Origin of the sequence: Arcobacter sp. LA11, from assembly GCF_001895145.1 — a bacterium.
Classification (GTDB): domain Bacteria; phylum Campylobacterota; class Campylobacteria; order Campylobacterales; family Arcobacteraceae; genus Halarcobacter.
Window position 1 is genome coordinate 179,520 of sequence record NZ_BDIR01000003.1, and the last position, 14,068, is coordinate 193,587.

The 14,068-nt window shown below is 26.9% G+C and carries 15 protein-coding genes; 5 read left to right on the forward strand and 10 right to left on the reverse strand.

The window, feature by feature from the left end:
• Positions 1-3 precede the first annotated feature (3 nt).
• Together ligA and BT997_RS04635 are read left to right on the forward strand one after the other, a co-directional pair.
• On the forward strand, positions 4-1,950 hold the full coding sequence (gene ligA, locus BT997_RS04630; protein ID WP_072680276.1) for an NAD-dependent DNA ligase LigA: 1,947 nt from the start codon (positions 4-6) through the stop codon (positions 1,948-1,950).
• Between the two features lie 134 nt (positions 1,951-2,084).
• Positions 2,085-2,558 (forward strand): acyl-CoA thioesterase, encoded by a 474-nt coding sequence (locus BT997_RS04635; RefSeq protein ID WP_072680277.1) that lies wholly within the window; start codon positions 2,085-2,087, stop codon positions 2,556-2,558.
• Between the two features lie 95 nt (positions 2,559-2,653).
• Here BT997_RS04635 and BT997_RS04640 read toward each other — a convergent pair whose 3' ends face one another.
• From BT997_RS04640 to BT997_RS04675, 8 genes are all read right to left on the reverse strand, one after another.
• Positions 2,654-4,243 carry an ABC-F family ATP-binding cassette domain-containing protein gene (locus BT997_RS04640; protein ID WP_072680278.1) on the reverse strand — a complete coding sequence of 530 codons (1,590 nt, stop codon included), beginning with the start codon at positions 4,241-4,243 and terminating at the stop codon, positions 2,654-2,656.
• A 117-nt stretch (positions 4,244-4,360) separates the two neighbouring features.
• The gene (locus BT997_RS04645; protein WP_072680279.1) at positions 4,361-5,704 is read right to left on the reverse strand and encodes an OmpA family protein; all 1,344 of its coding nucleotides are present in this window, start codon (positions 5,702-5,704) and stop codon (positions 4,361-4,363) included.
• Complete coding sequence (locus tag BT997_RS04650; RefSeq protein ID WP_072680280.1) at positions 5,676-6,764, reverse strand: MotA/TolQ/ExbB proton channel family protein; 1,089 nt, start codon at positions 6,762-6,764, stop codon at positions 5,676-5,678. Before BT997_RS04650 ends, BT997_RS04645 begins: the two co-directional genes overlap by 29 nt.
• A gap of 72 nt (positions 6,765-6,836) precedes the next feature.
• Positions 6,837-8,297 carry a tRNA uracil 4-sulfurtransferase ThiI gene (gene thiI, locus BT997_RS04655; protein WP_072680281.1) on the reverse strand — a complete coding sequence of 487 codons (1,461 nt, stop codon included), beginning with the start codon at positions 8,295-8,297 and terminating at the stop codon, positions 6,837-6,839.
• 81 nt (positions 8,298-8,378) lie between these two features.
• Complete coding sequence (locus tag BT997_RS04660) at positions 8,379-8,804, reverse strand: bacteriohemerythrin (RefSeq protein ID WP_072680282.1); 426 nt, start codon at positions 8,802-8,804, stop codon at positions 8,379-8,381.
• A gap of 138 nt (positions 8,805-8,942) precedes the next feature.
• Positions 8,943-9,572: an NAD(P)H-dependent oxidoreductase gene (locus tag BT997_RS04665; protein ID WP_072680283.1), complete on the reverse strand. Its 630-nt coding sequence runs from the start codon at positions 9,570-9,572 to the stop codon at positions 8,943-8,945.
• 28 nt (positions 9,573-9,600) lie between these two features.
• Positions 9,601-10,194: an NAD(P)H-dependent oxidoreductase gene (locus BT997_RS04670; protein WP_072680284.1), complete on the reverse strand. Its 594-nt coding sequence runs from the start codon at positions 10,192-10,194 to the stop codon at positions 9,601-9,603.
• 8 nt (positions 10,195-10,202) lie between these two features.
• The gene (locus BT997_RS04675; RefSeq protein WP_072680285.1) at positions 10,203-11,036 is read right to left on the reverse strand and encodes a PhzF family phenazine biosynthesis protein; all 834 of its coding nucleotides are present in this window, start codon (positions 11,034-11,036) and stop codon (positions 10,203-10,205) included.
• A 125-nt stretch (positions 11,037-11,161) separates the two neighbouring features.
• Here BT997_RS04675 and BT997_RS04680 point away from each other — a divergent pair, with 125 nt between their 5' ends.
• Positions 11,162-11,536, forward strand: coding sequence for a helix-turn-helix domain-containing protein (locus BT997_RS04680; protein WP_072680286.1), 375 nt, complete (start codon positions 11,162-11,164; stop codon positions 11,534-11,536).
• A 78-nt stretch (positions 11,537-11,614) separates the two neighbouring features.
• Positions 11,615-12,343, forward strand: a complete 729-nt coding sequence (locus tag BT997_RS04685; RefSeq protein ID WP_072680336.1) for a thioredoxin fold domain-containing protein — start codon at positions 11,615-11,617, stop codon at positions 12,341-12,343.
• 57 nt (positions 12,344-12,400) lie between these two features.
• Here the strand turns inward: BT997_RS04685 and BT997_RS04690 are convergent, their stop codons facing one another.
• Both BT997_RS04690 and BT997_RS04695 read right to left on the reverse strand, forming a co-directional pair.
• Positions 12,401-12,781, reverse strand: a complete 381-nt coding sequence (locus tag BT997_RS04690; RefSeq protein ID WP_072680287.1) for a VOC family protein — start codon at positions 12,779-12,781, stop codon at positions 12,401-12,403.
• Positions 12,765-13,148 carry a hypothetical protein gene (locus tag BT997_RS04695; RefSeq protein ID WP_072680288.1) on the reverse strand — a complete coding sequence of 128 codons (384 nt, stop codon included), beginning with the start codon at positions 13,146-13,148 and terminating at the stop codon, positions 12,765-12,767. The genes BT997_RS04690 and BT997_RS04695 overlap by 17 nt, the downstream gene beginning before the upstream one ends.
• Before the next feature lie 129 nt (positions 13,149-13,277).
• Between BT997_RS04695 and BT997_RS04700 the strand changes: the two genes are divergently transcribed.
• Complete coding sequence (locus BT997_RS04700) at positions 13,278-14,066, forward strand: phosphate/phosphite/phosphonate ABC transporter substrate-binding protein (protein WP_072680289.1); 789 nt, start codon at positions 13,278-13,280, stop codon at positions 14,064-14,066.
• Positions 14,067-14,068: the final 2 nt, after the last annotated feature.

Here is a 14,068-nt window from a genome sequence, read left to right on the forward strand (position 1 = left end):
AGTATGAACAAAGACGAATATAGTATAAAAATTGAAAAATTAATTAAGTGGGCACATGCCTATTATGTTGAAGACAACCCTCAAGCAACTGACGAAGAATATGATAAATTATCACGTGAATGTTTAGCTTATGAGCAAACATATCCCAAGAACTCACATCCAAACTCTCCAAATAAAAGAGTTGGTGGCTTTGTTTTAGATGGATTTGAAAAAGCATCTCATTTATCAAGAATGTGGTCTCAAGAAGATGTATTTGATACTGAAGAATTAATAGACTGGATAAATAGAGCTAAAAAAGTAAATACAAACTTAGAATTTATGTGTGAACCAAAATTTGATGGAGCTTCGTTAAATCTTATTTATGAAAATGGATTATTAAAACAAGCTATAACTAGAGGTGATGGAAGTATTGGAGAGGATGTTACAAATAATGTAAAAACAATCCACTCTATTCCTTTACAAATAACTGAAAAATCACTTTTAGAAATAAGAGGTGAAATTGTAATCAAAAAAGATGATTTTGAAAAAATTAATGAACAAAGAATAAAAAATGAAGAACCACCCTTTGCAAACCCTAGAAATGCAGCTGCAGGAAGTTTAAGACAACTTGACCCAAATATTACAGCTAAAAGAAAACTATTTTTTAATGTATGGGGAGTAGGAGAAAATAGCCTAGAATTTACAAGAACATCAAATATGATGCAATATATTTATAAACTTGGATTTGCAACACCTCCTTTACAAACAATTACAACTACAGTTGAAGGAATAGAAGAGACTTACAATAAAATAATTGCTTCAAGAAATGATATTGAAATGATGCTTGATGGTATGGTTGTAAAGATAAATGATATCGAAACACAAGAAGAGTTAGGCTATACAGTTAAATTCCCTAGATGGTCATGTGCATATAAATTCCCAGCTGTTGAAAAAACTACTAAAGTGAAAAATATTATACAACAAGTAGGAAGAACTGGCGTTATTACACCTGTTGCAGTTGTAGAAGCAACTTTAATCGATGGGTCAACAGTTGAAAGAGCTTCTTTACATAATTATGATGAAATAGAAAGATTAGATTTAAGAATAAATGACGAAGTAATTATTATAAAAAGTGGTGATATTATCCCTAAAATTACAAAAGTCTTCCATGATAGAAGAGACGGAACACAAGAAGAAGTAAAAAGGCCTACAAATTGTCCTAAATGTGAAAGTGAGCTTTTAGATGAAGGTACACTTATAAAATGTCAGAACTTAGATTGTCCTAGCATTGTTACGAACTCTATAATATATTTTGCTTCTAAAAACTGTATGAATATTGATGGTCTTGGTATAAAAATTGTAGAGCAACTTGTAAATGAAAAAAAGATTTATGATATATTAGATTTATACTCTTTAGAATATGAAAATTTAGCCAATCTAGAAGGATTTAAAGAAAAAAAAATAAATAACCTTTTAAATGCAATCAAAGATACAAAAGGGACACAATTACATAGGGTAATAAATGCTTTAGGTATAGAACATATAGGAGAAGTTGCTTCAAAACAAATCTGTTTAGAATTTGGATTAAATGTAATAAATATAGATTTAGATTCACTAATTGCCCTTGATGGTATCGGGGAACAAATGGCTAAATCATTTGTAGAATTTATGAGAGTTAATCATACATTAGTTTTAAAACTTATAGAGATAATTAACCCTGAAATTGAAGTTAAAATTGAAGTTGAAGAAAATGCTTTTAAAGACAAAACTGTCGTTCTTACGGGAACTATGAGTCAATCAAGAGGTCTTATAAAAAAAGACTTGGAAGCTTTAGGAGCAAAGGTTAGCTCATCAGTATCTAAAAAAACAGATTATTTAATATATGGAGAAGAAGCTGGTAGTAAATATGATAAAGCAGTTTCACTTGGAGTTAATACTTTAACAGAAGAAGAAATGAAAGATTTACTTTAAATTCTTTCACTTTTCTTAAAAATGTTACCTTTTTATATACTTTTAATAGATTATAAGTAAAATCAATAAATAAGCTTAAAATTTCTCTTTAATTACTTTATAATAATTCATAAGTAAAAAAAAAGGGTAATAAAATGAGTGAAAATTACAAAAGAGAAAAATCACTAACTATGACAATGTTAATGACTCCTGATAAAGCAAATTTCTCAGGAAAAAATGTTCATGGTGGGGAAATTTTAAAAATGTTAGATCACGTTGCATATGCATGTGCTGCAAGATATACAGGAATGTATGCTGTAACATTATCAGTTGATATGGTTTTATTTAAAAACCCAATTAAAATTGGTTCTCTCGTAACTTTTCACGCCTCTATAAACTATACCGGTAGAACATCTATGGAAATTGGTATAAAAGTAATTTCAGAAGATATAAAAGACCATACACTTAAAAATACAAATGTTTGTTACTTTACAATGATTGCAATGGATGAAGATGGTAAAACAACACCTGTTCCAAAACTAGAACCTGAAACAGAAGATGAAAAAAGAAGATACAATGATGCTATTGCAAGAAGAGAATCAAGAATGGCATCTAGACATTCTAAATAACTTTAAATAATATACAAAAAAAGGGATGGAAGTTTTTCCATCCCTTTTTTAATGTCCAAAAATATAATTGTATGTATATTATTGGACTTTAATACTTATGAGTTTTTTGATTCAATAAACTCTTCATAAGTTCCTTTGAAGTCAATAATTGAGCCATCTTCTTGAATTTCGATAATTCTATTTGCATAAGCATCTAATAATTCCCTATCGTGAGAAACACAAATTACAGAACCAGGATATGCTAATAATCCTTCTCCCAATGCAATAATTGCCTCTAAGTCAAGGTGGTTTGTAGGCTCATCAAGAACCATAAAGTTTGGTTGTTCTAACATTATTTTTGATAAAAACATTCTGTGTTTTTCTCCACCAGAACAAGATTTAACTTGTTTTTCCTGTTCAGTTCCGTTAAATAACATTCTTCCTAAACAATTTCTAATTTCTGAGATATCAGCATCTCTATCAAAGTTTCTTAACCAATCATATAAAGTTATATCACCATCAATTAAATCTGTTGCATTTTGAGGGAAATAACCATTTTGAATAGTTGCACCCCAATGAATTGTACCTTCATCTGCTTTTAATTTTTCTACTAAAATTTCACATAAAGTTGTTTTACCAATACCATTTGGACCAATTAATGCAATTTTGTCATCTTTTTCAACTGTAAATGAAATATCTTTTAATACAGTTTCACCATCAAATGATTTTGATATATTTTTAACAATTAATAACTCTTTACCAACTTCTCTTTTTTGTTTAAAAATAATAGATGGATCTCTTCTACTTGATACTTGAATTGCACTAACATCTAATTTATCAAGTTGTTTTTGCCTAGAAGTCGCTTGTTTTGCCTTTGAAGCATTTGCAGAGAATCTAGCAATAAACTTTTCAAGTTCTTCTTTTTCTTTTAATTTTTTATTCATATCAGTTTGTTGTTGCTTAGCTATTACAGTTGAAGCAATATACCAATCATCATAATTACCAGAGAACTCTCTAATTTGTTTAAAGTCAACATCTAAGATATTAGTACAAACAGCATTTAAGAAGTGTCTATCGTGAGAGATTACTACCATAGTACCATCATGGTGTTGTAATTGGTTTTCTAACCAACCAATAGTTTCAATATCAAGGTTATTTGTAGGCTCATCTAAAAATAAAACATCTGGTTTTGGATATAAAACTTGTGCAAGTAAAACTTTAAATTTATCTCCACCTGTAACTGTAGACATTAAATCATTTTGTTGAGATGCAGGGAAACCTAAATCTTCTAAAATTTTTGTAATTTTTATATCATATTCATAAGTTGGATCTTCTTCACAACAAACGATTTCCAGTTCACCAAGTTTATCACCAATTTCATCAGTGTACTCTTCTAAGTAAAGTTTTTCTTTTTCTTTAATTGCATCATAAAGTCTTTTATTTCCTAAAAGTACTGTATCAAAGATTGAATACTCTTCATAAGCAAATTGATTTTGTCCTAAAGTTCCAACTTTTTTACCATTCTGAACTTGAACTTCACCCTCAGTAGCATCTTCAATTCCTGAAAGTATTTTTAAAAAAGTTGTTTTACCAGCACCATTTGCACCAATAAGACCATATCTTTTACCTGTATCTAGTTTTATATTTATATCTTGAAATAGCACTCTTGCACCGAATGCTTTTTTAAGGTTAACTGTTTGAACCATTTATTAAATTCTCCGTTATATTTTATGTCGCGATTATATCTAATTTTTACTATATTTTTTGTTAGATGAACTATTCTTAACAAACTATTTATTTTTTTATATAAAAAAGTAATTGATTTATTCTAGAATATTAGCTATCTCTTTAATTGCATCTTCATTTTTAAGACTAAATTTTATTTCAATTCTTCTTGATTCATCTTTATCTTCTATTCCTTTTTTGTCATAAATAGGATCTAGAAAAGAACGTCCACTTGCAACTATTAAATTTTTCAAATTCTCTTTTTTCTGAAAATCAAGAGATAAAAGAAAATCCATCACAGAGTATGCTCTTTTTTGAGAAAGTTCTAAGTTATAAAGAAAAGTTCCTTTTGAATTTGTATGCCCTTCTATTATGATTTTATCAATATGTTTATTTATCTCTTCATTTTCTAAAATTGTATAAAAATAATCATAAATAGCATCCTTTAAAGAATTTTTTGAGCTCTCTTTTAATTCAAATTTACCTTCATCAAACAAAATATTTGAAGATAGTCTTATTGCACCATTTTTAGGGTCAATTTGCATATTTTTACCTAGTTTATTTTTTAATAAACTTATGACTTTTATTTTTATTCCAGTAAGATTTTTGATTTTTGATTTTGTTGAAAGTAAATCTTTTGAAAGTATACTATGTCTATTTTCTGTATCTTTTAATTTTTGAGATAATACTTTTATTTCATCATCAAGAAAACCATTTTTTTCTTCAAATGATTTTATAAGTGCTTGTTTTTCTAATACATCTTCTAATAAACTATCTAGTCTCTTGTCTTTTTCTTCTAAGCTTAACTCTACTTTTTTTAGACTTATTTCTAAATCTTCTTTTTGAGTATTTAATTGTGAAATTTCTTTTTCAAAACTCTTTTTTTCATCTAAAAATATAACTATTTTTTCATCTTTTATTTTTAAATTTGAATCTAATTTATTAATATCTGAAAGTAAAGATTTTTTTTCTTCTTCTAAACTTTTTAATCTCTTTTCTAAGTCATCTTTTGTTGTTGAAAAAAGAGCTAATTTACTTTTTTTATCTATTAACTCTTTTTCTTGTTTACTAAGTATAGACTCTTTTTTTTCTAATACAAGTTTTAGTTTTTCATTTTCCAATAATCTTTTCTTTAAGTCACTTTTAGTATCTTCAAAATCAAATTTCACTTTTTTTAGGTCTTTTCTTGCTTGTTCCAAATCAGTTACAGTATTTTTTATTTTTAACTCTTTTTGGATTAACTCTTTTTTATTTTTTTCTAATGCAATTTTTTCTTTTTTTAAAGTTTGTTCTAATATATTTGATTCTGATTGAAGTAGTGAGTACTTAACAATAATTGCCCCAATAAGTAAGATAAAGACAAAAAGCAATCCTGCCATTAAATCTGCATAAGATATCCAAAAGTTTGTATTACTATCTTTGTTCATCTTTTGAACTTTCATTTAAATCTTTTTGAATTAAATTCTTACCTAAGTCTTTCAAATCACTTGATACTAATTCAAAAGAAGATAAAACAGAATATATCTCAGACTTTACAGCTTTTGAGTGTTTGTTTTGAGCATCGACTGAATTTGATAAAGAGGCATTAGTTTCTAAAACTAAAGAGTTTAGTTTTTCAAAACTTTCAAGAACTAAATGTTGTTTTTTACTTGCATCATCAAACACTTTAGTTAAATTCTCATAACTTTGAGCAAGTTTACCCTCTATAATTTTATGCTCTACATCTAAATCATTAATTGTATTTAATTTTGTTTTTGCAATTTCATCTAATTTAAAAATAAACTCTGGAGTTAAAATTGATTCTAACTTCTCTAAAAGCTGTTCATTTTGATTTTTAGTATCTGCTAAAGTTAAAAGTTCAATTTCTTCTTTGTTCCATACTAAATCTTTATATTGTAATTTGATATCTTCTAAATTATTTTGTATTTTTGTCAAACCTCTTTTTTCAAAAAAAGTCCACCAAATAGATAAGAATATTCCATATATAGAAGCATAAAAAGCCGTTCCCACACCACTTAATAAGATTGTGATTTCACTTTCTAAAGCTTCTTTAGATTCTACTGTAAAATTAGGCATAGATATTGCAATGGCAGTGAAAGTTCCTAAAATACCCAAGGTTGGGAATATAGAAGCTGCAATACTTGCGAAGTTATCATTTCTTATATTTTTAACATAGTTATCAAAAAATAGGTCAATATCACCATAAGATTTTTTCTTCCCTGCAATAATTAGCTCATTTGAAAGTAAATACTGATCAATTTTTTCAACTACTGTATCTAAAGAATTACGATAAGAGGCAAAAGAATACCAAGCATTATGGGAAATAAAAAAAATAAAAATAAGTAAAATAAGAAATATTATAAGAACTGAATGAAATTCTACTTTTAAAGGAATAAAATTTAAATACCCTAAAAGTATCATTGCAAAAAGAGCAAAAGGAACGGATAAAATCATAAAAAATCTAGGAAAAGTATTTATTTTTCTTTCGGATAACTGAATCATTTAACACTCCAATAAAAAGTATCAAATATTGTATCATAAAACGATATATTTGTTAGTATAATTTATAGACCATTAAGGTCTATAAACTTTTATATTTTTGTAGTTTTCAGCATCTCTTAAATACTGTGCATGTAATTGACTTAATATCCCTTTATCACAGTAAAAAAGATACTCTTTATTTTGAGGAAGTTTTTTAAACTCTTTTTTTAAATTATAAAATGGTATCTTTATAGTTTCGCAAGAAGTTTCAATACATTCATTTCCTTGTCTAATATCTATAATCGTATATTTGCCATTTGATATATCACTAACTGTTTCCATTTGTCCTATATCTTTTACATCATTTACAATTTCATCAACAGAAATGCTTACAGAGTCTTCAACTGCTTTATCTAAAACTGAATAATCAAATTTCTTAGCTTCTTTTTCCATTCTGTTATAAGAACCATGTGTTACTGGGTTTTTTGATATAACACCACAATACTCAGGCATAGCTTCAGCAAAATGCCTTGTACCAATTTTACTTGCAATATCAATTATTTCTGGTTTATTCATAGTTGATAATGGTCTAATAACTAACTTATTAGTAGATTGGTCTATTAAAGCTAAATTTCTTAATGTTTGACTTGAAACCTGCGCTACACTTTCACCTGTAAGAAGTGCATCAATTCCCATTTCATCAGCAATCTTTTCTGAAGCCATTAACATAAGTCTTTTTAGTGTTACACCCATATATGATTCATGAGTTGATTTAAATATTTCAGTAACAACATCATCAAAAGGAACAGATATAAAAGATACTTTGTGAGATGAACCAAACTTACTCCACAAGTATAAAGCAACTTGTTTTACTCCAATTTCATGTGCAACACCACCTAAGTTAAAAAAGATAAAGTGTGTTTTTATTCCTCTTTTCATAGTTAAATAACTAGCAACAGTAGAATCAAACCCACCTGACATAAGTGATAAGATATCACCTTGCGTTCCTAAAGGAAAACCACCTAAACCTCTATGTTTTAAAGTAATGATATTCAATTGATTATTTAATAATTCAATATTTATAGTAACTTCTGGATTATGTAAATCTACACCTTTTGATTCATTGTGAGCTAACATATATCCACCAACTGTCTGTTCTATATTTATAGATTTAAAATCATGTGTTCCTGAACGTTTAGCTCTAATAACAAAAGTCTTACCTTCTATCTCTTTTGACATTTGTTCATTTACAATTACTTTTATTTCATCTAATGTAGTTACTTTATCAAATTGTAAAGCTTCTAGTACTAACTCTATACCTGGTGTTTCAAGTAGTTTTTGTCTTACTTCAACAACAACATCTATTGGACATACAACTTCTATCTTATCAAAGAATTTTTTTGTTTGTATATCTTCGGAAATACGAGTTACTAGTTTTTGAATATTCCCATAAAGTTGTCCTACCATTTGTCTTTTAGCGGATGAACCCTTTATCATAATCTCAGGGAAAAATTTTAGTATAAATTTTTGTGTCTTTATTTCTGACATTTCCATTATAATTAGAACCTTATTTTTTAATAGGCGGAATTATAACATAAGAGTAGTAAAGGATAGATAGTAGGATAATTATTGAGTTTATAGTTTATTATTAATATAATTTACAAGCTTTATATCTTCTTCTACAATATGTCTAACAAAAACATTTTGAACAAAGTTATAAAGTTCATTACCAGATTTACTTACACTAAGAATAGGTAAATTTAAAGAAATAAAGTTTAGCATCTCTAGTAATTTAGTATGGAGTATTTTGTGTTCTTTAAGTAAAGGATAATTTATAGATGCCATATATTTTTCTTCATTCTTAAAATGTTTATTGACATAAGAATATAATTCATCAACAACAGCATTCAAAGATTTTTTTTGTTCTTTTTTGTCATTTCTTAGATAAATATCATTTGCTTTTCTTGCAATTTCAAATAACTTTTTGTGCTCAGAATCAATTTTTATATTTCCTACAATATATTCATTTTTCCATTGGATAAAGTTCTTATCATCGCTCATAAAGATCCTTTAAAAATGTTAATGTATAACAATTATTAATATAACTTCATGCATGATATAATTATATAGTATTTTTTAAAAAATATTAATTAATATAAAAAAAAGCCAAGAGAAACTTTCTTGACTTTTTATATATTTTTATTTGATATATTCTACAACATCCTCTAGTTTTTCTCTTAATTGAGTAGATTGTTCATTTACTCTATAACCAAAAGGAATTACCACTGCAACTTGATATTTTGTTGTATCAATTTCTAAGATTTCTTCTACTTTTTCTTTTTCAAAACCTTCAACTGGACAAGAATCTATTCCTTTAATACCAGCTGCTGTCATCATATTTCCAGCTGCAATATAATTTTGCCTAGCTGTCCACGCTAAAATATTCTCATCTGTTGATAAAGTATTAGCTAAATGATCAGAATAAAGTTTTAAATAAAAATCATACTTTTCTTCTGGCATTTCACGTCTAGCAAACTTTCTTCTTGGAACTCCTGATTCTGGCTTCACATTTTCAATTGCTGCAAGATATATCACTAAGTGAGAACAAGTTGTAATTTGAGGTTGATCCCAACACACAGGTTTTAACTTCTCTTTTAATTCATCATTTGTAATAACTAAAAATTTCCAAGGTTCCATTCCAAACGAAGAAGGAGACTTTCTTCCTGCTTCCAAAATAAACGTCATATCCTCTTCAGAGATTTTTTTTGTATCGTCAAATATCTTACAAGCATGTCTAAAATCCATTGCTTCCATAAATGTTTTATCCATAGTTTTCCTTTTTATTTAGTTTTATATATTATTTTAAAAAATTATCTTCTAGTGTATTTTTAAACTTTATAAGTTCATTATTTATATCTAAATCACTTTTAAATATATCATGAATTGAATATGTTTTTAACATACTTGCTCCACAAAATTGAAATACTTTATGAACTGCATAATTAGCTTCATCTAAAGATAAACCTTCAAAAAAGCCTTCATTATTTGAAAATTCACTAGTAGGACAATTATATGTTAAACTTAACATATATTTTTTATCTGTCATTAATCCACCGCTTCCATATTTTTTTGAACTATCGTCCCTACTTCTTCCATCATTTTTATATGTAACAGTATTACCACCACCTGAGAAAATCTCATCAATATACTTTTTTGTAATCCAAGGTACAGACATCCAATAAACTGGGTATTGAAGAAGGATAACATCTGCCCAAGCAAATTTATCAAGCTCTTCTTGAACATCATATCCTTTTTCAATATGAGTATATTTGACATTAAAATTATTAGTTTTTAAAAAGCTTTTTGCTTCATCAACAAATAATTGAGTTAATTTTCCTTCTGCAACTTCATCATATTTTTGATGACCATTAATTATTAATACATTTTTCATTTTATTTCCTATTTTATTACTCTGCTCTGACCAGAAACTTTTATTGAACTATTCTCTATATCTGTATACTCTACATAGAGCTTAGAAGGAGAATCCATATCAAAACCTTGTAAGATTTCTATTTCACCTGATATTTTGTTTTTTGTACTTCGTAAATATTCTCCAAGTGCAATAGCAGCAGAACCCGTTGCAGGGTCTTCATACACACCACCAAAAGGAAATGGATTTCTAGAATGATATAAAGTATTATTTTCTTTCCAAAGAACACTTATTGTTGTTATATTATGTTCTCTTGATAGTTCTTTTGCTTTTTCAAAATCGTATTTCATATTTTCTAAAGTTTTTTTCTCTTTTACAAAAATTATTAAGTGAAAATTACCAGAATATGATTTTTTAATTGGGTAATTACTATCTAAATCATCTTTTGAAAAATTAAACACATCTATAAAAGAATCAATTATCTCATCAGTAAAATCTTCAGTTTTTGTAGAAACAGAGCTAATAGAAGTAACTGTTGCATTATTCTTTTCTACTATATTAATAGTAATACTTCCATCATTTAGATTAAGTTTATATTCTCCAAGACCAAAATCTTCTGCTAAAACATGACCACTTGCAATAGTAGCATGACCACAAAAAGCTATTTCCATTTCAGGAGAGAAATATCTTATTCTGAACTCTTTATTATTTACTTTTATTAAAAATGCAGTTTCTGAATAATTTACTTCTTTAGCAATTGAAAGCATTTTTTCATCGCTTAACATCTCATCAGTAATAACTACACCAGCAGGGTTTCCTCCCATATTTTCATATGAAAAGCCAGATATTTTATGAATATTCATTTAAAACTCCTCTTAGATTTTAGAAATTATATACCTTATAAACTTAATATTCTCTTACTTTACTTTATGTAAGTAATAGAGTTAAATATAGATTATGGTATACTTTTCAAAGAAAAAGGAAAAATATGTATTATATAAATGATAAAGAATATAGATGTTCCGTTTCTGTTACGTTAGATATATTTAATGACAGATGGAAATTAGCCATAATTTGGCATTTAATAGATTGCGATAAAAGATTCAAAGATTTGCATGAAGTTATATCTGAAATCACTCAAAAAACATTGACTGTAAAATTAAAAGAATTAGAAGAAAAAAATATTATTCATAGGGAAGTTTTTGCAGAAGTTCCTCCAAAAGTTGTATATTCACTTACACCTTCTGGTAAAAAGCTTACACCAGTACTAGAAGAAATGTATAAATGGGGAATTGATTATGTTGAAACATTTGGAGAAGTTACAGAAGATGACCTTTGTAAGACAACAATTTGTGATAAATAAAACTTATAATTGAAAAACTTCACGTTTTCTAAACATTAAAAGTGTATTATGACAATAAATTTATTATTAGGAAAAAGAATGACTAAAATTATTAGAAATGTATTGCTTTTAATAGCAATGATTTCAAGCTTAAACGCAGCACAAAGTATTTCATCGAATGAAATTAAAGAAATACAAAATCTTGAACTTTTTAAAAAAGCAAAAGTAGATGTACAACAAGGGTTTGACGCAGGAAGTGTTTATGTTTTAAATGTAACTGTACAAGGAAGAAGTGATAAAATTTTTCTTACAAAAGACAAAAAATATTTAATTGCAGGAGATGTAATTAGTACAAAAACAGGTCAACCGTTAGAAGTACCTGCTGATTTAAAACCCACTTTAGGGAAAGAAGCATTTACTTTTGGAACAGGAAAAGATGAATATGTTTTATTTACTGATCCAGAATGTCCTTATTGTAAAAAGTTTGAAGAACATTTTCCAAAAATCGAAGATAAAGTAAAAATTAGAGTATTTTATTTCCCTTTAGATTTCCACAAAAATGCTAAAGATATTTCACTTTATGTTATGAGTCAAAAAAACTATAAAGATAAAGTAAATGCTATGATAAATACTACAAAAGATACGCCTGCATTTAAAAATAAAAAATATGCAAAAGGTGAAAAAGAGAAACTTCAAAAGCATTTAGATTCACAACTTGAAGTTGCTAAAAAACTAGGGATTAGAGGAACTCCATCTGTTTATGATAAAGATGGAAACAAAGTTGTTTGGGCTGCAATGCTTCAAAAGTATGGTGTAAAAGTACAATAAACCTTTTACAGAAACTAGCATGTAAACTCTAATATTCTATTTAAAAGTTTACATGCTTTATTTTACTTCATTTGATATTTCAATTAAATTTCCATCAAAATCATAAAAATATAATGACCTAAGAGGATATAAACTTCCTGTTCTTGGTACATCATATTCAATAATTTTAATACTGTTAGATTCAAGTTTTTCTTTTATAACATCTAGAGGAGTATCACTTATAAAACATATATCCATAACACCTACTTTAAACTCTTTTGCTTTAGGAACAGCAATAGTATTTTTTTCATGAAGATTGATTTTTTGATTTCCAATTTTTATACAATACCGACCTTTTGCAAATTCAATTATTTCTAAGCCTAAAATATCTTTATAAAACTTTGCTGTTTTTTCTATAGAAGTTGTATGTAATACAAAATGATCAAGTCCCTTTATCATTTTTTATCCTTTTTATTTTCATTAATTCATTATATTCAATTAAAAAATATAGAGTTTGTTCTATATAGTATTTAATAGCTTTTTTAGTTGTACTATCTAGTTTTCTAACTCTTTGTCCTCTTATTGTCTTTCCATTTCCAAAAAGTAAATTATATTTATCATCTAATGATATACCTCTAAACCAACCAATGTGTATATAGTCTTGATAAGTTTTAATATAACAAAAACCACCCTCTTTTGTAAAAAAGGAAGTTATGTTTTTTGAATACTTTTCTTTTACTTCTTTACCAATAGACTTTTTGATTAATCCTCTTACTTCTAAAAACAACTCAGCATGTTCTGAATTTAAATCTTTATCAAACTGCATAATAGCTCCACAATTCATTTATATGATATATTTTAGTATTTTAATATAAATTAATAGTTAAGTTAAATTTATGAATTTAGATAATACAATGAATTATAAATTAATTATTTAATTAGAAAAGGGGTTAAGATGAAGAAGATACTTATATTATTATTGGCAGCTACATATTTGTTGTCAATGGAGATTAGCATTGGTGTTGTACCACAACAAAGTCCTTTAAAACTTTCAAAAAAATGGATTAAAGTAACTAATTATTTATATAAAGAGACCGGAATAAAAGTTATATTTAAAACTGAAAAATCTATTCCTAAATTTGAAAAAGAATTGTACGCAGGGAAATATGATATATCGTATATGAATCCATATCATTTTATTGTTGCAAATAAAAAGCAAGGCTATGAAGCTTTTACAAGAGCAAATAAGAACATTGTTGGAATTGTTCTATCAAAAGAGACAAAAGTTGATTTTACGAAAGAGAACATGAAAGGAAAAACATTTTTATTTCCTGCTCCAAATGCTTTTGCAGCTACTTTATTACCTAAATTAGAATTCAAATCAAAATTTGATTTTGATATAGATAAAGAAGCTAGAGTACTATATGTAAATTCACATGATTCAGTATACAAGGGAATTTCTAGAGATATTGGTTATTTAGGTGGAGGGATAATTAGAACATATAATAACTTTATTGATAAAAATGATAAAGACAAGCTCCATATTGTATATAAAACATCACCATATCCAAGCCATCCTATTGCATCACACCCTAGAGTGAGTCAAGATGTTGTTACTAAAATTCAAAATGCTTTTATTAATATGCCAGATGAAATAAAAAAAGTTCTTAGTATTAAGGCTTTTAAAGTAACTGACTCTAAAGAGTTTGATGTAATTCAAGAGCTTGGAGTAAAAAATAAATAAGT

Bases quoted from the DNA above. Each gene is read 5' to 3' on its own strand.
- ligA (WP_072680276.1), top strand. From the start codon at position 4: ATGAACAAAGACGAATATAGTATAAAAATTGAAAAATTAATTAAGTGG.
- BT997_RS04635 (WP_072680277.1), top strand. From the start codon at position 2,085: ATGAGTGAAAATTACAAAAGAGAAAAATCACTAACTATGACAATGTTA.
- BT997_RS04640 (WP_072680278.1), bottom strand. From the start codon at position 4,243: ATGGTTCAAACAGTTAACCTTAAAAAAGCATTCGGTGCAAGAGTGCTA.
- BT997_RS04645 (WP_072680279.1), bottom strand. From the start codon at position 5,704: ATGAAAGTTCAAAAGATGAACAAAGATAGTAATACAAACTTTTGGATA.
- BT997_RS04650 (WP_072680280.1), bottom strand. From the start codon at position 6,764: ATGATTCAGTTATCCGAAAGAAAAATAAATACTTTTCCTAGATTTTTT.
- thiI (WP_072680281.1), bottom strand. From the start codon at position 8,297: ATGGAAATGTCAGAAATAAAGACACAAAAATTTATACTAAAATTTTTC.
- BT997_RS04660 (WP_072680282.1), bottom strand. From the start codon at position 8,804: ATGAGCGATGATAAGAACTTTATCCAATGGAAAAATGAATATATTGTA.
- BT997_RS04665 (WP_072680283.1), bottom strand. From the start codon at position 9,572: ATGGATAAAACATTTATGGAAGCAATGGATTTTAGACATGCTTGTAAG.
- BT997_RS04670 (WP_072680284.1), bottom strand. From the start codon at position 10,194: ATGAAAAATGTATTAATAATTAATGGTCATCAAAAATATGATGAAGTT.
- BT997_RS04675 (WP_072680285.1), bottom strand. From the start codon at position 11,036: ATGAATATTCATAAAATATCTGGCTTTTCATATGAAAATATGGGAGGA.
- BT997_RS04680 (WP_072680286.1), top strand. From the start codon at position 11,162: ATGTATTATATAAATGATAAAGAATATAGATGTTCCGTTTCTGTTACG.
- BT997_RS04685 (WP_072680336.1), top strand. From the start codon at position 11,615: ATGACTAAAATTATTAGAAATGTATTGCTTTTAATAGCAATGATTTCA.
- BT997_RS04690 (WP_072680287.1), bottom strand. From the start codon at position 12,781: ATGATAAAGGGACTTGATCATTTTGTATTACATACAACTTCTATAGAA.
- BT997_RS04695 (WP_072680288.1), bottom strand. From the start codon at position 13,148: ATGCAGTTTGATAAAGATTTAAATTCAGAACATGCTGAGTTGTTTTTA.
- BT997_RS04700 (WP_072680289.1), top strand. From the start codon at position 13,278: ATGAAGAAGATACTTATATTATTATTGGCAGCTACATATTTGTTGTCA.